This is a genomic window from Rhizobium sp. M10 (genome assembly GCF_002531955.1).
Taxonomy (GTDB): domain Bacteria; phylum Pseudomonadota; class Alphaproteobacteria; order Rhizobiales; family Rhizobiaceae; genus Rhizobium; species Rhizobium etli_C.
The window spans coordinates 1-16,439 of the sequence record NZ_NWTA01000015.1; the positions used below are offsets into that span (position 1 = coordinate 1).

The window sequence follows — 16,439 nt, forward strand, 5'->3', positions numbered from 1 at the left end:
GGGATTGACCTTGGCGAGCGCAATCTCCGGCAGCACCGTGTAATTGGCGAAGGTCGAGCAGCCCATATAATGGTGGATCTTGTCCTTGCCGATCGAAAAGCGCGAGGTGCCGTCCGGCATCAGACCCTGGCCCTGGGTCGAGCGGATGGCGGTGCAGAGATTGGTCTTGCGCGACAGGCAGGAATAACATTCGCGGCATTCCGGCGTGTAGAGCGGAATGACGTGGTCACCCTTCTTGACCGAAGTCACACCCGGGCCGACATCGACGACGATGCCGGCACCCTCATGGCCGAGAATGGCCGGGAAGAGGCCTTCCGGATCGGCGCCCGACAGGGTGAAATCGTCGGTGTGGCAGATGCCGGTCGCCTTGACCTCGACCAGCACTTCGCCGGCTCTCGGCCCCTCCAGCTGCACGGTCATCACTTCCAGCGGTTTGCCGGCCTGCGTGGCCACGGCTGCGCGTACGTCCATTTAGAATTTCCTTTCAATGAAAACCAAGCCTGCTTCGATGGAGCAGTGATCAATGTCCGATGCCGGAGGAACCAGGGAATGAAGTGGGCTAGCCGCGTCCAGGCAAAGGATGCGGAGAGCCCCCGTGACCGAGATCGCAATCGTAGAAATCGTAGCCCTCCCTCAGTTCGGCGCAGCAACGTCTTCACCGCCAGCCGCACTGGATCTTCGTTAACATACCAAATAGCATCTGCATACTAAAAAGTATCTGAGATGCTTCGAACGATTGCGGATCGCTCGGGCATGCCTCACGAACCTTCACAGCGCTCAGCGAAATCGGCGATGGAAATCAAGGGACTGATCGCCAAATCCGCAGCTGCTGTCGGTGACGGAGTAGCGGACGCGATCGCCGGCTCGGCGGAGCCGGCCGAGAGCAGCCTGGGGCATCTTGAACAGAAATGGCGCCGTCGCGATAACACGACGGCGCCGTTTCGGGAGGCGACCTGACGGTCTCGTATCACCCCTTGTGTTCGCGGCCTTCCACTTGGATCACGAGATCGACCTCATCGCCGATCATGCCGAGCGCGGCCTTCATGCCGAAATCGCTGCGTTTGACTTTGGTCGTGGCGCTGAAACCGACAACGTGGCTCTTATCCCAAGGGTTCTGCCCTTCCTTGTTGAACGTGACGTCCAAGGTCATGGGTTTCGTCACTCCCGCTATCGTCAGATCTCCGACGACCTGGCCGGTGTTGTCGCTCGTCTTTTTGAACTCCTTGCCGACAAATGTGATGTCCGGAAATTCCGTGGCGTTGAACCAGTCGGCGCCCTGGATGTCGCCATCACGCTGTTTGTTATTCGTCGAGATCGACGCAACGGTGACCTTGACATCGAGACTGCTGGCGTCCGGCTTGGAAGCGTCGAAATCGAACGTGCCGGAGAACTCTTGCGCGACTCCGATCACCTTTGAGAAGCCAAGATGGTCGGTGTAGAACGCAATACCCGAATGCACCGGATCGATGTCGAATTTCGCGGCCGAGGCGGGCGACACCACGCCGGCGAGCGCCGTCATCGAAAGTAGCAATGCTGCTAATCTGTATTTCATTTTCATTCTCCTCCTCCTGTTAAACTGGAAAGCTCGATCCATAATCGACGAACGCGACGGCAAACGCCGCTGCAGCCGGCAGTGCAGCCAAGGCGGCATGGACGAAAAGGCGTGGAAACGGCCGAGAAAGGCCGAGCTTCAGGCAGATACGTTCCGAGAGCGCCGGCAGCACAGCGCAGAGAGCGAGTACCGCAAGTGCGATGAGATCGGCTTTGCGCGTGATCAGCACGACGGTATCGGCGATGGCGATGAGGCCGCCCAAGGCGCCGAGGGACGAGGCGCCGCCAAAACGGAAGGCCGGCTTTGCTGCGTGAACAATTAGAATTCCGAAGCATCCAGCCGCAAACATCAGGCAGAGCTGAAACGAGGAAGATGAGGCGCCGAGAAGGGCAATCGGTGCAAAGCCGGTCGCAAGTACGGCAACGACGCCGCCTCGCTTCACGTCGTCCTCTGCACCTGTTGCTCCGCGCCACATGACCATCGCCATGATCGCCATTCCGGCAACCGCGGCGAGCGCCACTTCCCAGGACGCTGCCCCCAATCGCGGCGAACCGACATAGAATGCGGCCGCGACCGGCTGCAGAAGCGCGAGGAGGCGCACCGCGCGTGGGGCCGCTATCTCGGCGGCAAAGCCGATCGCCGTTCCGACAACGATCACGTAAAATACCTTATTGACCGCACCGACGGGCGGAAACGTCGGAACTTTGTTGTAGGTGAGCCAATAGGCTGCCAGCAATGCTGCGGGCATCAGGAGGTCGGTCAGCCGAGCCAAGCCGCGCCAACGCATCAGGCCCGATCCGAGAAAGCCAACAAGCGTCATGACGAGCAGGGACGCGACCAGCGTCTCCTGAGGGGAGTTGCCAAATCCAAGCATGTAGTGATTTTCCGAATTGCCAATCCACGACGTGCCGCTGACGGGCACGACCAGGTGGTGTCTTATCCTGCGGCTCGTGCACTTCGACAGGTCGTCACGATTATGACTTTGTCCATGATCCCCCCATAACCCGCATGCTCCTCAACAGCGGTCGCCGTTCCCATCCCAAATACCATTTGGTTTTCACATACCAAACAGTTTCTGGATGAAAGCTAGTCTTTGAATTTCACGATGTCAAGCCGATTTGCGCGGAAAGATTTGCTTTCCCGCGCTTGGCAAGTCCTTTCGACATGAGCCGCGCTATTGCTCATGCTCAAGCGCGCGCGCCCGGCCGCGGCGCGCACTTCACATGATCAGATGGTGGATGATTTTGGTTATACTGTAGCCGCTTTGGCGGGCGTCGACGCGCGTGAGGACCGGTACATTTCCCTCAGCACGACCCGGACCATGTCCCCAGGAGCGCCGTCCTTGAGGAAGCTCGAAATACCGCCATAAGTCAGCTCGAGCACGATACCGCCGATATAAAATGGGCTCGCCGGCGGCTGCAGAACAAGGTTCAGCTTGTCGATAAGGATCTTGCCGACGCCTTCCCACTGATCCCTGAATAGTTTTATATGCCGGTCTCCGAGCGTGTGGTCATGCTGGGCCATCCGAAGAAGCTCTATCGCCAGCATACCCCATCTGCGATCGTCGCCGCGATCGTTTGCCCACCCTGCCAAAACATCGATCAGTCCCATTGGGTCATCGTGTTTTCCGAGGAGCTCGGTCAGCTGAACGACGTCGCCACCCGCGTTACCGGCAAGGAGTTGCAGGAAGATATCTTCCTTATTGGCAAAATTTGAATAAAACGCCCCCTTCGAGTAGCCCGCCTCTTCGGCGATGCGTTCGATCGAAGCCCCGGCATAGCCGTAGCGTGCCATGACTTCGTAAGCGGACGCCAAAAGCTTTTCCTTTGTGCGAGCCTGACTTTGCTCACGTGTCAGCCGTGCCATTCGCAAATCCGTTTCGTGCGTATCCAGACACCGAGGCGTACCTCAAAACGAGGTGATCACACAAGAGCCGTTAGAAGACAAACGAGTGCCCAGAAAATCGGATACTCGGGACCCATCTTCTGCCAGCGCCAATTCTTGCCGTTGATTTTCACAACTGCGTAGCCCGCGCCAAGTAGCACCAGAGCACCGACAAGAGCTGCAACCCGGGGGTATATCGAGAAAATCAGCCCCACGGCCGCGCAGGCTTCTGCAACCATCGTGAGGCCAACGAACAGCTTCCCGGGCCTGAAGCCTGCCGCCTCGAATGTTCCACCGGCCTTCTCATAATGCAGCCCCTTGCCGATGAGATGGGGAACAAGCCAGGCCCCGCAAAGAATGCGGAGCCAGTCAATCAACACGAAGTCCATGTCTCCTCCCTGACGCGGCCTCCGGCCGCGTTCGCGAGGATAATTGGCAATCCTCGCTTGCCTTTTCAGATACTAAACGGTATTCACAATCCAGATAGGATGTCAATACGACGCGATCTCTGAGTTTGGGAGGGTAAAGCTTATGGAAATGATGCGTGCTGCGCGCCTGCATGCCGTTGGTCAACCGATGAGGATTGACGAAGTCGAGCGGCCGAAGGCGACCGGAAGCGATGTCGTCGTCCGCGTGAAAGCCTGCGGAATGGTCCCGAATTTGGCGAACGTCCTGGCCAACTGGGAAACCTGGTATCCGCAGATGCCGCTCCCGCCGCGCCCGGCAATCCATGGCCTCGATCCGAGCGGGATCGTCCATGAGGTCGGCCCCCAGGTCGTCAACCTCAAGCCGGGCGACAGGGTGTACGTGAACCCCGGTCGATTCTGCGGCGCTTGCCACCATTGTTCGTCGGGCAAACCGCAGGCTTGCGAACATTGGACCCTCGGCGGCTACTTCGGCTACAATCAGAAAAGCCTGGAGATGTTCGCGCGCTATCCTTACGGTGGCTTCGGCGAATTCATGCTCGCCCCGCAGGCGCAGGTTATCAAGATCCCCGATAGGATGAGTTTCGTCCAAGGCTCTCGCCTTGGTTATCTTGGCACCTCCTACGCCGCCCTCAAGAAATGCGGGCCGCTGATGGGCAAGAGCCTGATCATCAACGGTGCGACCGGCACGCTAGGGCTGGGGGCCACGCTGTTTGCGCTGGCCATGGGCGTCGCAAAAATCTATGCCGTCGCCAGGGGCGAGACGCTGCTTAAGCGGCTTAAGGCGATCGCTCCCGACCGGATCGTCACTTTTTCGAATGTCAATGGATCGTCGGGAAGCTTCGTCAAAGAGCAGACCAACGGAAGCGGCGCCGACCTCATGCTCGATACGCTCGGCGCAAAGGCCCCCCTGGATTCCATGCTGGACGCCATGGGCGGCGTCAAACGCGGCGGTCGCATCGTCAACATCGGCGGAACGTCCGGAGCTTTGCCTGTCGACGTCAAATGGTGGATGGACGAGCAGATGGAATTGATCGGCTCGGTCTGGTTCACCGCCGCTGAAGGCATGGAAATCGCTGCCATGGTCGAGGCTGGAATCATCGACATGTCGGTCATGTCGCCAATGGTGTGGCCGTTGGAGAAGATCAATGATGCCATCTCCGGCGTCGGCAAGGACGAGGGCGGGTTCACCTATTACGCCATCGAACTGTAAAGAAGCGCCAATGGCTCACAACTACCGGGTCACTGTGGAGCGGCTGGAGGGCGGCGTCCCTTCGGCTGCCGACGAAGCTCTCATTTTCCAAACCACCAACCACGACGATCTGTTCAAAATCCTCTCGGCCGTTCGCCAAAAGCAGCTGCTGCCTGACGATGAGGCAGCAGAGTTCACCGTTGGATTGAAGCTGTTCACAGAGGTTCTCATGAGACACCGAGCGGATACGCCTTTCAAAGAACTGTTCCCGCACATCGGCAGCTTCATGAAATCCCTGAAACGCTGACGCCGCAGCCGTTCCGACTGCGGCGCAACCGGGAGGCAATCGAGGATAATAAGATGAAGACAATTTCGCTCGAACGGTCGTATGGCGGAACCCAAGGTGTCTACGCCCACCGCTCCAACATCTGCAACTGCGACATGACTTTCGCCGTCTATCTGCCGCCACAAGCACAAGAGCGTCCGTGCCCAGTGGTCTGGTATCTGTCGGGACTGACCTGCTCCCATGCCAATGTCATGGAAAAGGGTGAGTATCGGCGGGCCGCCGCACTCTTGGGGTTGATTGTCGTGTGTCCCGATACAAGCCCCAGAGGTGCCGATGTGCCGGACGATTCCGACAACTGGCAGTTTGGAAGCGGCGCTGGATTTTACCTCGACGCGACCTGCCCACCGTTCGATGTGAACTACCGCATGTATTCCTATGTCTCGGAGGAGCTTGCCCGTCTTATTGCCTCGGAATTCCCGGCGGACATGGCACGCCAGGGCGTGTTCGGACATTCCATGGGCGGCCACGGCGCGATCACGCTTGCCCTGAAGCACCCCGACCGCTTCCGCAGCTGCTCTGCATTCGCGCCGATCGCGCGGCCCACATTGGCTGGTTGGTCCCGCCCGGCCTTCGAGCGCTATCTCGGCACCGACGAAGGCGCCTGGCGGCAATATGACAGTTGTGCGCTCATAGAAGATGGCTTCCGATTCCCCGAGCTCCTTGTCGACCAGGGAACGGCCGACGCGTTCATCGAGGACGGACTGCATCCCTCTGAACTGCAGAGAGCCTGCGAAAAAGCCGGCATCCGGCTGAACCTTCGGATGCAGGAGGGCTATGGCCACTCCTACTATTTCATTTCGACTTTCATGGAAGACCATTTGAAGTGGCACGCTGAGCGGCTCAACCGCTGATCTGCCGCAATGCCGTCAGAAGGCCGGGCATGGTGCCCGGCAAAATCGAAGGAAGAAGCAATGGCTCATATCGGCATACATCCCCATCTCGATGGGGGATTGAAGAAGGGTGCGGCGACCTTTGTGGGCGGGACGCTGGTCTGTGAATGCGCCACAAATCCGGTGAAAGTGAAGATCAAAAGCGATATCGCTCATAATCACGCCTGCGGCTGCACCAAGTGCTGGAAGCCGGAGGGCGCTGCCTTCTCGATCGTTGCCGTTGCTCCCTCTGAAAGCGTTGAGGTGATCGAGAATGGCGACAAGCTTGTCGTCGTCGATGCCAATGCTCTCATCCAGCGGCATGCCTGCAGGGAATGCGGCGTCCACATGCACGGACCCATCGAGCGCGACCACCCGTTCCAGGGGCTCTCGTTCCTGCATCCGGAGCGCTTCGAGGAGGACGGCTGGGCAGAGCCCGGTTTTGCGGCTTTCGTGTCCTCGATCATCGAGAACGGTTTCGAGCCGGCTCAAATGGACGGTGTCCGTGCCCGTCTTCACGAACTGGGCCTCGAACCTTACGATTGCCTGTCTCCCGGGCTGATGGATTATATCGCCACTTGGACGGCGAAAAGGAGCGGCGCTCTGCCGGCTTGATCTTCAAGTGCCGGGCACAGCCCGGCTTCCCAATGCGCGGTTTCAGAAGATCCCGCCATTCAGGCAGACCGAGGTCTGCGGAACGCCAGGCGTCTCGGAGTTTGCGTATTTTGTTCGACAGGGACTTAGTAGTCTCATCATGACCAGTGTGCGCTGCTATTTCATCGAGAATAGCCACCTCCATGCGGCATGTTAGCAGTTGGTACAAGGTAGACGCTGGCCTGAGTTCCATAAGCTATCTTACGCCACTTTTGCTCTCAATGCGGGAATAACTACATCTTACTCTATTATAACGTGTGGCACGAAACGTGATAGATTGGCCGTTATCTGTGTCCGATCTTCGCGAACCGCAAGACCGCAAGCGCGATCACCGGCGACCCAGCTGCCGAGCACGGCGAAGCCGCCGTCGCTTTCGAAAAGCGGGGCGTAGGCCTGGATGATGAAACCTTCGTCGCCGTAATCGCCCGGAGCAGAAACCAGTTCCCGTCCCTGTCGAAATATCGTGACGTTCTCACCCTCTCGCGACAACAGTGGTTTGCGCACATAGTCGGTCAGGGTGGAAGCCGCCGGGTCATCGGTGAAATAGCTCGGCAAAAGATTGGGGTGATTGGGGTGGCGCTGCCAGAGCAAAGGCAGAAGCCCCTTGTTGGAAAGCACGGCCTTCCAGGCGGGCTCGACGAAAACATCGCCCGAGCGCGCGAGTTCGCGGGCAAACGGCTCGCGCAGCATGAATTCCCATGGATACAGCTTGAAGCAGCGGTCGATCACCCGATCCTTGAGATCGGTGTAGCGGCCCTCAGCGTCGATGCCGATCTCGCGAATGTCGAGAAGCTCGACGCGATGGCCGGCCTGCACCGCACAGTCCATGAGATAGACGGTCGTGCCGCGATCCTCCTCGTTGTCGGTTATCGCCGCGAAGTGGAAGATCGGCTCCTTGGGAAACTGGTCGAACGCCTCGACAAGGCTCTCCTGCAGGAAATTATACTGGTCCGCTTCCTTCGGCAGAACACCCAAAGCGATCTGATCGGTCAGCCAGTTGAACTGAAAATAGGCGGTCTCGAATACGGAGGTGGGAGTATCGGCGTTGTATTCGAGCAGCTTGGCCGGGCCGCTGCCGTCGTAAGCAAGATCGAAACGGCCGTAAAGGTGCCGGTCGCGACGCTGCCAGGAGCGCTGCACCACATCGCGCAGGTCCTCCGGAATGGCCAGCCTGTCGAGCGACTCTTCGCTGCCGACGATATCACCGACCAGATCCATGCACATGTCGTGCAGTTCCTGGCTCGGTTCTTCGATCTTCGTCTCGATCTCATCGAGCGTGAACGTATAGGCAGCATCGTCGAGCCAGTAGGGCTCGCCATACATGACGTGAAATCCGAAGCCGACGGCGCGCGCCTTGTCACGCCAATCAGGACGCGCGGGAAGAGTGATGCGCTTCATGTCAGCCGCCGAAACTGAAGGACGACCGGCCACCGAAGCCCTGCCGGGCGACGGTGCGGGTATTGACGTTGACCGGCTTGACGCTCTGGCGCGAAGGCGCCGTCACGCTGTCGCTGCGCATGCCGCCCGAGCCAACGGTGGTCGTCACTGTCTGCCCCGAGCGATTGCGATAGATCGGCGTCGAGCCGTAGTAGTAACCGGCCGCTTCCTGGCGCCGGCGATAATCGTAATAATCGCTGACGTTGTTCAATGCCGAAGACAGCATGTAGCCTGCGAGGAACGGCATAAAGACGCTGCCGCTCCCGCCGGTATTGTTGGGCAGAGCGTTGGCCGCTTGTTCCGTGCACTGGCCCTTGCCATATTCGGCTTCGCAGGCGGCCATGCCGTCGAAACGCGGCGCGGCGGCGAGGTGGGCGCGCATCGCATCCTGATAGCTGGCCTGGCAGACCTGCCGGTCCATCCCGGCGGTCACGCATTGATCGACCGACGTGAACATTATCTCCGAAGGAGTGTCATCGCCGCAGCCGGACAGTGCCAGGGTCGAGGCAGCGATGGTGCCAAGGGCCAGGAAAGGTCGCCTGTGCCCGCTCATGCGTCTGCGCATCTTTTCCTCCCTCAATAGGTCATGCAGGCGGCGTTGAGAATACCGACGACGAGGGCGATACCGCCGCCCCATATGCCGGCGGCGATATTGTCGGCGGTGATCTTTTCATGCAGATCCTTCATGGTGAAGTTCGCAATATAAAAAGCGAGGATCTGCGCCAGAATGCCGATCACCGCCCAGATGACGTAGTCGACGATGCTGACCGAATTGGCTGCCGCCGAAGCCAGAGGCAGGCTGAAACCGACAAGCGCGCCCAAGAATGCCGTAACGGCCGCAAGATTGCCGGCGCGGATGAGTTGAACCTCCTGTTGCGGCGTCAGCCAGGTATAAATCACCGCGAAAACAGCGTAGGCGCCCAGACCGATGGCGAAATAGCCAAGGAAGGCAGGCAGGCCTGCCACATAATCGAGCATCGATAAAATCCTCCGTTAAAATTGATAGGGTCCATCAGACGCGGCGAACGTCGGCTGGAGCCAGACCGTAACCGATCAGAAATTCCACTGAACTGCCCGCCTGGCTCTGGCCGAGGTCGAGGTCGCGCTCGACATTGATCAGAAGCATTTCGCGCGTCGAGCCAAGTGGGCGGTAATACAACATGCAGGTCTGGTGAATGGCGCGCTGCGCTTCGCCGTCGTCGACCTTTTCGGTAAATTCCACCAGTTGGGCGCGTTCCGGGCCGTCGCCCCAGAATCGGTTATAGAGGATCCCGTCGGCATCATAGGATGGCTGGCCGATCAGGCCGGCCGGACCGGTCCAGCGGCTCCATTCGCTCTGACCGGCCGGCACGACGCTGTCCCACGGCTGATAGAAGCTGATATCGTCGATCACATCACCCGGCTTGCCCGAGGCCGACATCACCTGAATCATCCGGTTCTCTTCATCGTAATAGCGCGACAGAACCGTGGCGGCATCGAGCGAAACCTCACCGTAGCCGGCAATGATGAACGGCCCGCTCCGTGGCAGCGGCATAGCCGGCTCGCCGCCCAAAGCATCGGCTTCAAGGGAAAGGAAATCGATCTCGAACGCCCCACCGATGGCCACGTTCAAGGGACCGAGTTCTTTGGGTAGGGGCTTTTCGTCCTTGTTTCCGCCGAACCAGCCGATCATGTTTCGTCTCCCATTCTAGCCCAGGCAATGGCAGCGGGATCTAGCCGCATTCCGCTGATGTAGTAAAGAGTCTCGCCGCCGCGCATCGGCGTCTCGTCTCGGCAATTCAGGTCGGTCATGCCCTCGCTCAGCATGCCCACCAGTGTCACATTGTACCGGCGCTTGAGCCTTAAAAATACGTCGCCATAGAGCAGTGGCGTTTGCAAAGGCGGTACCGGCAGGGAAAAGGCCGTGTCGGTGGAGGCGGCCGACAGCAGCCGTGCGGCGATTTCCGAGGAGCCCGGGTCACGCGCCGAACGCGACAGAAGCTCCTCGGCGAGCGAACCCACCGCCTCGACGCGTGGCCGCAGCTGTTTGACCATCTGCGCCGTGCGGTCATCGGCGAAATAGGCCACGATATGGGCATCGGGCGCGTGATCCTCGGCAATTAGGACTGCGGCCAGCGTTTCGTCGTCATTGGCGCCGCGCGCGATGATCGCGCGCGCCTGGGCCACACCGGCCCGCACCAGAGCGTCGGCATCGGCAAGCCGATCGCTTCTGATATAGTCGGCGTAGTCGGCGGCGGGGTTTTCCGGCAGATCCTTGGCGACCAGAACGCTCATCGGCTCGTTGGCATGGCGTTCGGAATGCAGCAGCCGCAGCGTCTGGTATGTCTGCCCCTCTTGCCAGCCGACAACGATGATATGGCCGGCGCGTTCGCTGTAATCACCCAATCCGCGCATGCGATTCCTCCAGATCGTACCGATAGCTGTCAACAACTTGCCAAGAACTGCAGTAAAGATGGCAATGCCACCGGGAAGAACGACCAAGACGGTAATGAGCCGACCGGGCGCCGACTTTGGAGAAAGATCGCCATAGCCGACAGTCGTTGCAGTGACCATATAGTAATAAAGGAAGTCGACCGGGTTGCCGACGAGATCGCCCTCGCCCGCCAGGATAAAGAGCAGGTAAGACACGACCAGATGGAGAACGAGGATAAGAAAAACGGCTGACCATGCCAATTCGCCGAGCGAAAGATATATACGCCGCAGAAATGAAGCGATAAATGGCAAGCGATTCACCCCCGTTGCTAACGTGCACCCTACCGAAATTTATTTCGCGCGCCAGACCTTTAAGTTGTAAACCGACTACCCAGATATTTTTGACGCTCTAACCGATGGAGGACTTTTTGGAGACCTGGAACCTCACCACTTTAACGCGCCTGTTCGCCGCCGATCCGGAGGCGCTCGGCGATGTTGATGTAGCCGTACCCGAACACGGGGACGTCTTGTGCGTAACGCTGAAGGAAAGAGGCGATCTTGACGTTTTCGTCACGGTGAGCGGCGAGCGCGACATCCTCGTCAGCGTTGTTCTGGTACCATGCAAGGAGGTGCCCAACCGAGAGGCCTTCGAACGCATGGTTCTGAAGACGCACAAGTTCGTGCCACTCTCCAGTTTCGGCATCACCACGATCGACGGTGAGGAATGGTACGAATTGTTTGGCTCGCTTTCAGCACGCTCGCCGGCCGAGACCGTCGTCGAGGAAGTCGCCATTCTGGCTGCCAACGCCGTCGATGCAGCGCATATGATTGAAGAATGGAAAAGCGGGGAGATTGAAGCGTGAGCACCTGGGGAAAGATTTTTACCGCCATTCGCGGCGGCATCAACGAGGCAGCAGAAGCAGCCGCCGACAGCCAATCCATGCGCATTCTCGACCAGGAAATTCGCGACGCCGAACAGTCGCTGCGCCGGGCGCGATCCGATCTGGCCGGCATCATGGCATCGAACAAGAGCGTCATGCGCCGGCTTGAAGAAAACCGCGCAAAGGAAACCAAGGATACCGACAGCGCCCGCGCTGCGATCTCCGCGGGCCGTACGGATCTCGCGCAGGGTCTGGCGCAGCGCATTGCCAATAGTCGCGCCGAAGTGCAGCGAGACCAGGAAGAGCTCGATCGGCTGCTGCCCCGCCAGCAGCAGATGCTGCGCACGATCCAGGAAACCGAGTCGCGCATCGCGCAGATGAAGCGCGAGGTAGAGAACGTCAAAGCCAACGAGTCGCTGCTGCGCGCCCAATCGGCGATCGCCCATAACCAGTCGGGCATCAACACCCGTCTCGGCAGCGCCGTGGAAAGTCTCGAACGCATCAAGAAACGCCAGGAAATCACCGCCGGCCGTATCGAAGCCGGGGCGGAACTGGCCGCGCTGGAAAACGGCAGCGATCTCGACCGCCAGCTGCGCGAGGCCGGCATCGGCAGTTCGAGCCAGTCGGCCGACGACGTCCTTGCACAGCTGATGGCGCCGACACGCTCGGCCGAGCCGGTCTTGCTGCCCGCCCCTGCCGGCAACAAGGACCGATAATTCCCGGAGCGGCCGCCCGTCGGGATATTTATTCCCGAAGACGGAGCGGCCGCACGTGGAACTTCGGTGGATCTCGCAAAGGCGAAGATCTCTTTGCACCGCGGGGGGCGCCGATCTCGCGGCTATTGGCGGCCGACGGCTGTTGCCTGCGACCAGACAACCATCCATTCGCCGTCGCGGAGTTCATAAGTATCTGTGTGCCAATACTCCCCGGGCGGCACGGCGTGCCCGTTGAAGATGACTTCGAGGCGCGCACGATAACGTATCACGGCAGCGGAGCCATTGAGGCGGACGGCAATGTCACCCGGCTCCCAAGCCCGATACTTGATGTGCCCGGCTGCGATAGCGCCTAGATATTCCTCGCGCGAGAGGGCTACACCGATTGGCGTGATCAATTGAAAATCATCGGCGTGAAGAGGTCTGGCCGCGGACATATCGGCCGCGACCAGTGCACGCAGCCGGGTGCGCTCGATTTCACGGATGTGATCTGCTGCAGTTTGATCATTGCTTGTCATTCTCATCTCCTGGATGCATTTGCTCTTCGCCGCGCAGGTCAATTTTGACGACCGGCGGTCACCAGGCCGTTGTCAATCAGGCTCTGACCGCAGGCGCGGATTGTTTCCTCCTCAGGGCGCGGCTGCCATTGCAGCATCGCTTCTGCCTTGGCGGTGTTGACGCGCAGGTCCCGTCCAAGCTCATGAACGATCATCCGAGCGTCGGCGTCGACGAGCGCCAGAATTCGGACGACCCAGTTCGGAAGTTCAGCGGATGGCAATTGTGATGCGTAATCTGGAAAGGATTGGGCAAGAACGCGCGCCAGGTCTTTCATCCAGAAGACGCGTCCTCCAACGATGAATCTGTGTCCGGCAGCTTCAGGCTGGATCATCGCGCGGACATGGGCAAGGGCGACATCGCGAACGTCAGCGATTGCGCAGCCGTAACGCGGGAGCCTCGTGAATCTGCCGCTCATCAAATGCTTGATCAGTCCGACCGATGTGCCGCAGTCATTGCCCATTAAGGGGCCAAGGATGAGGCCCGGATTTATCACGGCGAGAGGAAGGTCGTATTCTTCCGCGAACGCCCATGCGGCGCGTTCGGCCAATGTCTTGGATTTGTAGTAAGCGGTTGCCCGTTTGCTCTCCGGGTCGGTCCAGTCCGTCTCGCTGAATGGAGCGCGTCCGCCACCATGGTTGGTGGCGGCGATGGATGAGGTAAGGACGACCTTTTGCACTTTCCCGGAATGGGCCGCGCGCAATACGCGGAGAGTACCCTCCCGCGCTGTCCGGATGAGCCCTGCCGCATCGCGCACCGCGCCGCTTGGAAATGGAGACGCCGTATGGATGACGTAATCGCAGCCCTCAACCGCGTCCGCCCAGCAGAGATCTTGATCGAGGTCGGCTTCGACGAAGCTCAGATTTTTAGCGAAAGGCTGAAAGCGCGAGCCGATTTCCGGCGCTGAATGCAGCCTTCGCATGCTTCCACGAACGCGATAACCTTGTTGCAGCAACTGCAGCGCCACATGCCCGCCCAGGAAACCACTGATACCTGTGACAAGGACCGTGGTGTCCTTCGGTAGTTTCGTCCGGTTCATCATCCTGCTCCCAAGCGATGGTCAAATTAGACAATTAGACTCAATTTGTCTATCTGACTTTTGACAGCTCAGACAAGCAGTGTCAATGTGTCCATATGAAAAATGAAGATCGCAAATCAGCCCACATTCTGGATTCCGCGCTCCCAGTGTTCGCCCGGTACGGCTTTCAGAAAACCACTATGGCGGATATTGCGCGCACGGCAGGGATATCGCGCGCTTCGCTCTATCTTGCTTTCAACAGCAAGGAAGAGCTGTTTCGAGCCGGTTCCGCCCGTGCACACCGATTGACGATGGCCGAGGTGGAAGCGGTCCTTAATCGGACGGGAGATGTGATCGATCGTATCGCGGCTGCCATCTCCGCCTTCCAGCAAGGGTTGATCGCCCCGTTCGGCAACAGCGAAAACGCCAAGGAACTGTTCGAGACGAACATGGAGCTCGCCGAGGACATAACGATTGCCGCCCGATCGAAGCTCATCGCGCTGTTGTCAGAGGCCCTGGGGGAAGCCCGAGAGCGAGGGGAAATCGATCTGGCAGCATCAGGAGGCCGACCTGCTGACCTCGCGGCGCTGATTGCGGCTGCGATGGATGGCATCAAGCACAATTTCCGCGCCGGTGGACCATCCGATGAATCCATGCGGCTGTTGATGCGGATTTTGCAATTGGCGCTCATGCCGGAAAGCAGGAGATGACCGACGGGCGTCGCCGCGGCAGCTTTGCCGCAGGAATCAGCAGACGCCGGCCGCGAGAGCGAAGTCCATAAGGCCAAGGTGGCTATTTGCGTCGGACGCACGAACTTTCCTTCGGATCGCCCTCCTCGCCGATGACGCCGTGGTGCATGAAGACCGGAGCTTTTGCGGCGATGGGCGCCTCCTGAATTGGCTTGGATGCAATGCGTTTGAATGGTGATCACCAAGCGACGCGCATCAACGGGTCCCACCTTGCGCTTGCAGCCAAAGCACGCTACTTGGCATCTGTAATGTTATTACATGACAGATCGAGCACGAGCCGTGCCGGCCAATCGAAAGGTTTCAGTGAATGAACAAGGCGATCACCACACTCAGCTACGCCCTGGCTGTATCCGCAACATTGACGTTTGCGGGAACGGCAGGCGCCCAGACATCTTCGGGGAACAATCACGGCCACAGCCATTCCCACGATAAGAAGGGGTCGGTGCATGATGGGTATTTCGATGACGATCAGGTAAAGGCGCGTGAACTGTCGGATTGGGAAGGCGACTGGCAGTCGGTCTACCCCTATCTTGTCGACGGAACCTTGGATCCGGTGATGGCCGACAAGGCGAAACATGGCGACAAGAGCGCCGGGGAATATCGTGCCTACTATGACACGGGATACAAGACCGACGTTGGCCGGATCGTCATCAACGGAAAGAAGGTTACGTTTTTCCGCGGCAAGGACTCCGTGACCGGAGACTACGAGGCGGATGGGCACGAAATCCTCACCTACAAGAAGGGCAATCGAGGGGTTCGTTTCGTCTTCAGGAAAAGCACCGGTGATGACGCCGCACCTCGGTTCATCCAGTTCAGCGACCACATCGTCGCCCCCGAAAAGGCCGACCACTACCATCTTTACTGGGGCAATGACCGCGCCGCGCTGTTGAATGAGGTCACCAACTGGCCGACCTACTACCCCGCGAACCTGAACGGCAAGCAGATCGCCGAGGAGATGCTGGCACACTGACGACCGAGGCGACCGCACGTCGCCGGATCGGGGGCGCGCAGAGCGCCCTCTTGTGTTGGCTCGGAGCGCGGAGCATCAGGCAGCCTCCTGCCGGGCGCGTCGAGGAACCTTTGGCAATCACCAAAGTTTGGTTTTTGCCGCCGCCGGCGCGGATGCCTTCGGCGAAGAGCGCCTCAAAGGATCGGTGTGAACAGCTGCAACGGCTCCGCGCTGCTCGCGCCGCGGCAATCGATGACAACCTGGGGATTCAACATGCACGTCGAAACGACAATTTTCGAGCCGAGCGACTGGGTCCCGAACAATCAGCGCCTTCCCGTGCTGCTTTACAAGGGGCTTGTTGGCGACGACGGGGCTTGTGATTTCGAAGATCGCTTCGCGGCAAGCGGTTGGACAGGCATCTGGACAAACGGTGTCTTCGATTATCAGCACTACCATGCCGGCGCACATGAGGTGCTCGGAGTTGCACGGGGTAGCGCCACCCTTCTGATTGGCGGTCCCCGTGGTCAAGCCATAAAGGTCGCGGCGGGCGACTGCTTGGTGCTTCCGGCCGGGACAGGGCACCAAAATCTCGGCTGCACGTCGGACTTCCAGGTCGTCGGCGCTTATCCCAAGGGACAGCATGCCGACATTCAGACTTCGGCTGCATCCAGCGACATGCTGGCAAAAATCGCGTCCGTACCCCTCCCCCACAGCGATCCCGTTCAAGGTCCGTCGGGATTTCTCACCAAAAGATGGCGGTAGCTGTTCGCCGCCCAATCACGCGGCCACCATGACGACTCTCA

22 protein-coding genes are annotated in these 16,439 nt (G+C 59.4%); 10 read left to right on the forward strand and 12 right to left on the reverse strand.

Annotated features, from left to right (window positions below; genetic code table 11):
- A partial coding sequence (locus tag CO671_RS21585) for an alcohol dehydrogenase catalytic domain-containing protein (RefSeq protein WP_170965026.1) occupies positions 1 to 471 on the reverse strand: 471 nt, incomplete at its 3' end.
- Between the two features lie 321 nt (positions 472 to 792).
- Between CO671_RS21585 and CO671_RS33800 the strand changes: the two genes are divergently transcribed.
- The gene (locus tag CO671_RS33800) at positions 793 to 957 is read left to right on the forward strand and encodes a hypothetical protein (RefSeq protein ID WP_170965027.1); all 165 of its coding nucleotides are present in this window, start codon (positions 793 to 795) and stop codon (positions 955 to 957) included.
- A 10-nt stretch (positions 958 to 967) separates the two neighbouring features.
- On the opposite strand, the gene CO671_RS21590 is transcribed toward CO671_RS33800, so the two are convergent.
- The 4 genes from CO671_RS21590 to CO671_RS21605 all read right to left on the reverse strand — a co-directional run bounded on the left by CO671_RS21590 (position 968) and on the right by CO671_RS21605 (position 3,825).
- The gene (locus tag CO671_RS21590; protein WP_245425014.1) at positions 968 to 1,558 is read right to left on the reverse strand and encodes a YceI family protein; all 591 of its coding nucleotides are present in this window, start codon (positions 1,556 to 1,558) and stop codon (positions 968 to 970) included.
- Between the two features lie 13 nt (positions 1,559 to 1,571).
- Complete coding sequence (locus tag CO671_RS21595; protein ID WP_097607655.1) at positions 1,572 to 2,426, reverse strand: hypothetical protein; 855 nt, start codon at positions 2,424 to 2,426, stop codon at positions 1,572 to 1,574.
- Positions 2,427 to 2,800: 374 nt separating this feature from the next.
- On the reverse strand, positions 2,801 to 3,418 hold the full coding sequence (locus CO671_RS21600; protein WP_170964809.1) for a TetR/AcrR family transcriptional regulator: 618 nt from the start codon (positions 3,416 to 3,418) through the stop codon (positions 2,801 to 2,803).
- 56 nt (positions 3,419 to 3,474) lie between these two features.
- Positions 3,475 to 3,825 carry a DoxX family protein gene (locus CO671_RS21605; protein ID WP_010033309.1) on the reverse strand — a complete coding sequence of 117 codons (351 nt, stop codon included), beginning with the start codon at positions 3,823 to 3,825 and terminating at the stop codon, positions 3,475 to 3,477.
- A gap of 142 nt (positions 3,826 to 3,967) precedes the next feature.
- Between CO671_RS21605 and CO671_RS21610 the strand changes: the two genes are divergently transcribed.
- Genes CO671_RS21610 through gfa form a run of 4 tightly spaced genes read left to right on the forward strand, consistent with a single transcriptional unit; the run spans position 3,968 to position 6,883 of the window.
- Positions 3,968 to 5,074, forward strand: coding sequence for an alcohol dehydrogenase catalytic domain-containing protein (locus CO671_RS21610; RefSeq protein ID WP_097607656.1), 1,107 nt, complete (start codon positions 3,968 to 3,970; stop codon positions 5,072 to 5,074).
- A 10-nt stretch (positions 5,075 to 5,084) separates the two neighbouring features.
- Complete coding sequence (locus CO671_RS21615) at positions 5,085 to 5,360, forward strand: DUF3861 domain-containing protein (protein WP_010033299.1); 276 nt, start codon at positions 5,085 to 5,087, stop codon at positions 5,358 to 5,360.
- Positions 5,361 to 5,413: 53 nt separating this feature from the next.
- On the forward strand, positions 5,414 to 6,250 hold the full coding sequence (gene fghA, locus CO671_RS21620) for an S-formylglutathione hydrolase (protein ID WP_097607657.1): 837 nt from the start codon (positions 5,414 to 5,416) through the stop codon (positions 6,248 to 6,250).
- 60 nt (positions 6,251 to 6,310) lie between these two features.
- Positions 6,311 to 6,883 carry an S-(hydroxymethyl)glutathione synthase gene (gene gfa / locus CO671_RS21625; protein ID WP_097607658.1) on the forward strand — a complete coding sequence of 191 codons (573 nt, stop codon included), beginning with the start codon at positions 6,311 to 6,313 and terminating at the stop codon, positions 6,881 to 6,883.
- Between the two features lie 279 nt (positions 6,884 to 7,162).
- Here the strand turns inward: gfa and CO671_RS21630 are convergent, their stop codons facing one another.
- From CO671_RS21630 to CO671_RS21650, 5 genes are read right to left on the reverse strand one after another with little or no spacing between them, the layout of a single operon-like run.
- Entirely contained in the window at positions 7,163 to 8,320 is a 1,158-nt protein-coding gene (locus CO671_RS21630; RefSeq protein WP_097607659.1) for a glutathionylspermidine synthase family protein, read from the reverse strand.
- Between the two features lies 1 nt (position 8,321).
- A complete protein-coding gene (locus CO671_RS21635) occupies positions 8,322 to 8,924 on the reverse strand; it encodes a DUF1190 domain-containing protein (RefSeq protein ID WP_097607660.1) in 603 nt (200 codons plus the stop codon).
- Between the two features lie 11 nt (positions 8,925 to 8,935).
- On the reverse strand, positions 8,936 to 9,337 hold the full coding sequence (locus CO671_RS21640) for a DUF350 domain-containing protein (RefSeq protein WP_097607661.1): 402 nt from the start codon (positions 9,335 to 9,337) through the stop codon (positions 8,936 to 8,938).
- Between the two features lie 34 nt (positions 9,338 to 9,371).
- Complete coding sequence (locus CO671_RS21645; protein WP_097607662.1) at positions 9,372 to 10,031, reverse strand: YjfK family protein; 660 nt, start codon at positions 10,029 to 10,031, stop codon at positions 9,372 to 9,374.
- Positions 10,028 to 11,083 (reverse strand): ion channel, encoded by a 1,056-nt coding sequence (locus tag CO671_RS21650; protein WP_097607801.1) that lies wholly within the window; start codon positions 11,081 to 11,083, stop codon positions 10,028 to 10,030. Before CO671_RS21650 ends, CO671_RS21645 begins: the two co-directional genes overlap by 4 nt.
- 104 nt (positions 11,084 to 11,187) lie before the next feature.
- On the opposite strand from CO671_RS21650, the gene CO671_RS21655 reads away from it, so the two are divergent.
- Together CO671_RS21655 and CO671_RS21660 are read left to right on the forward strand one after the other, a co-directional pair.
- Positions 11,188 to 11,634, forward strand: coding sequence for a YjfI family protein (locus CO671_RS21655; protein WP_097607663.1), 447 nt, complete (start codon positions 11,188 to 11,190; stop codon positions 11,632 to 11,634).
- The gene (locus CO671_RS21660) at positions 11,631 to 12,368 is read left to right on the forward strand and encodes a PspA/IM30 family protein (RefSeq protein ID WP_097581494.1); all 738 of its coding nucleotides are present in this window, start codon (positions 11,631 to 11,633) and stop codon (positions 12,366 to 12,368) included. Before CO671_RS21655 ends, CO671_RS21660 begins: the two co-directional genes overlap by 4 nt.
- 122 nt (positions 12,369 to 12,490) lie before the next feature.
- Here CO671_RS21660 and CO671_RS21665 read toward each other — a convergent pair whose 3' ends face one another.
- Positions 12,491 to 12,883, reverse strand: coding sequence for a nuclear transport factor 2 family protein (locus CO671_RS21665; RefSeq protein ID WP_245425015.1), 393 nt, complete (start codon positions 12,881 to 12,883; stop codon positions 12,491 to 12,493).
- Between the two features lie 38 nt (positions 12,884 to 12,921).
- On the reverse strand, positions 12,922 to 13,959 hold the full coding sequence (locus CO671_RS21670; RefSeq protein WP_245423941.1) for an aldehyde reductase: 1,038 nt from the start codon (positions 13,957 to 13,959) through the stop codon (positions 12,922 to 12,924).
- A gap of 95 nt (positions 13,960 to 14,054) precedes the next feature.
- On the opposite strand from CO671_RS21670, the gene CO671_RS21675 reads away from it, so the two are divergent.
- The 3 genes from CO671_RS21675 (at position 14,055) to CO671_RS21685 (ending at position 16,398) form a co-directional block, all read left to right on the forward strand.
- Positions 14,055 to 14,648 carry a TetR/AcrR family transcriptional regulator gene (locus CO671_RS21675; protein WP_097607665.1) on the forward strand — a complete coding sequence of 198 codons (594 nt, stop codon included), beginning with the start codon at positions 14,055 to 14,057 and terminating at the stop codon, positions 14,646 to 14,648.
- 346 nt (positions 14,649 to 14,994) lie between these two features.
- Positions 14,995 to 15,657, forward strand: coding sequence for a metal-binding protein ZinT (locus tag CO671_RS21680; RefSeq protein WP_097607666.1), 663 nt, complete (start codon positions 14,995 to 14,997; stop codon positions 15,655 to 15,657).
- A gap of 252 nt (positions 15,658 to 15,909) precedes the next feature.
- Entirely contained in the window at positions 15,910 to 16,398 is a 489-nt protein-coding gene (locus CO671_RS21685; RefSeq protein ID WP_097607803.1) for a cupin, read from the forward strand.
- Positions 16,399 to 16,439 lie beyond the last annotated feature (41 nt).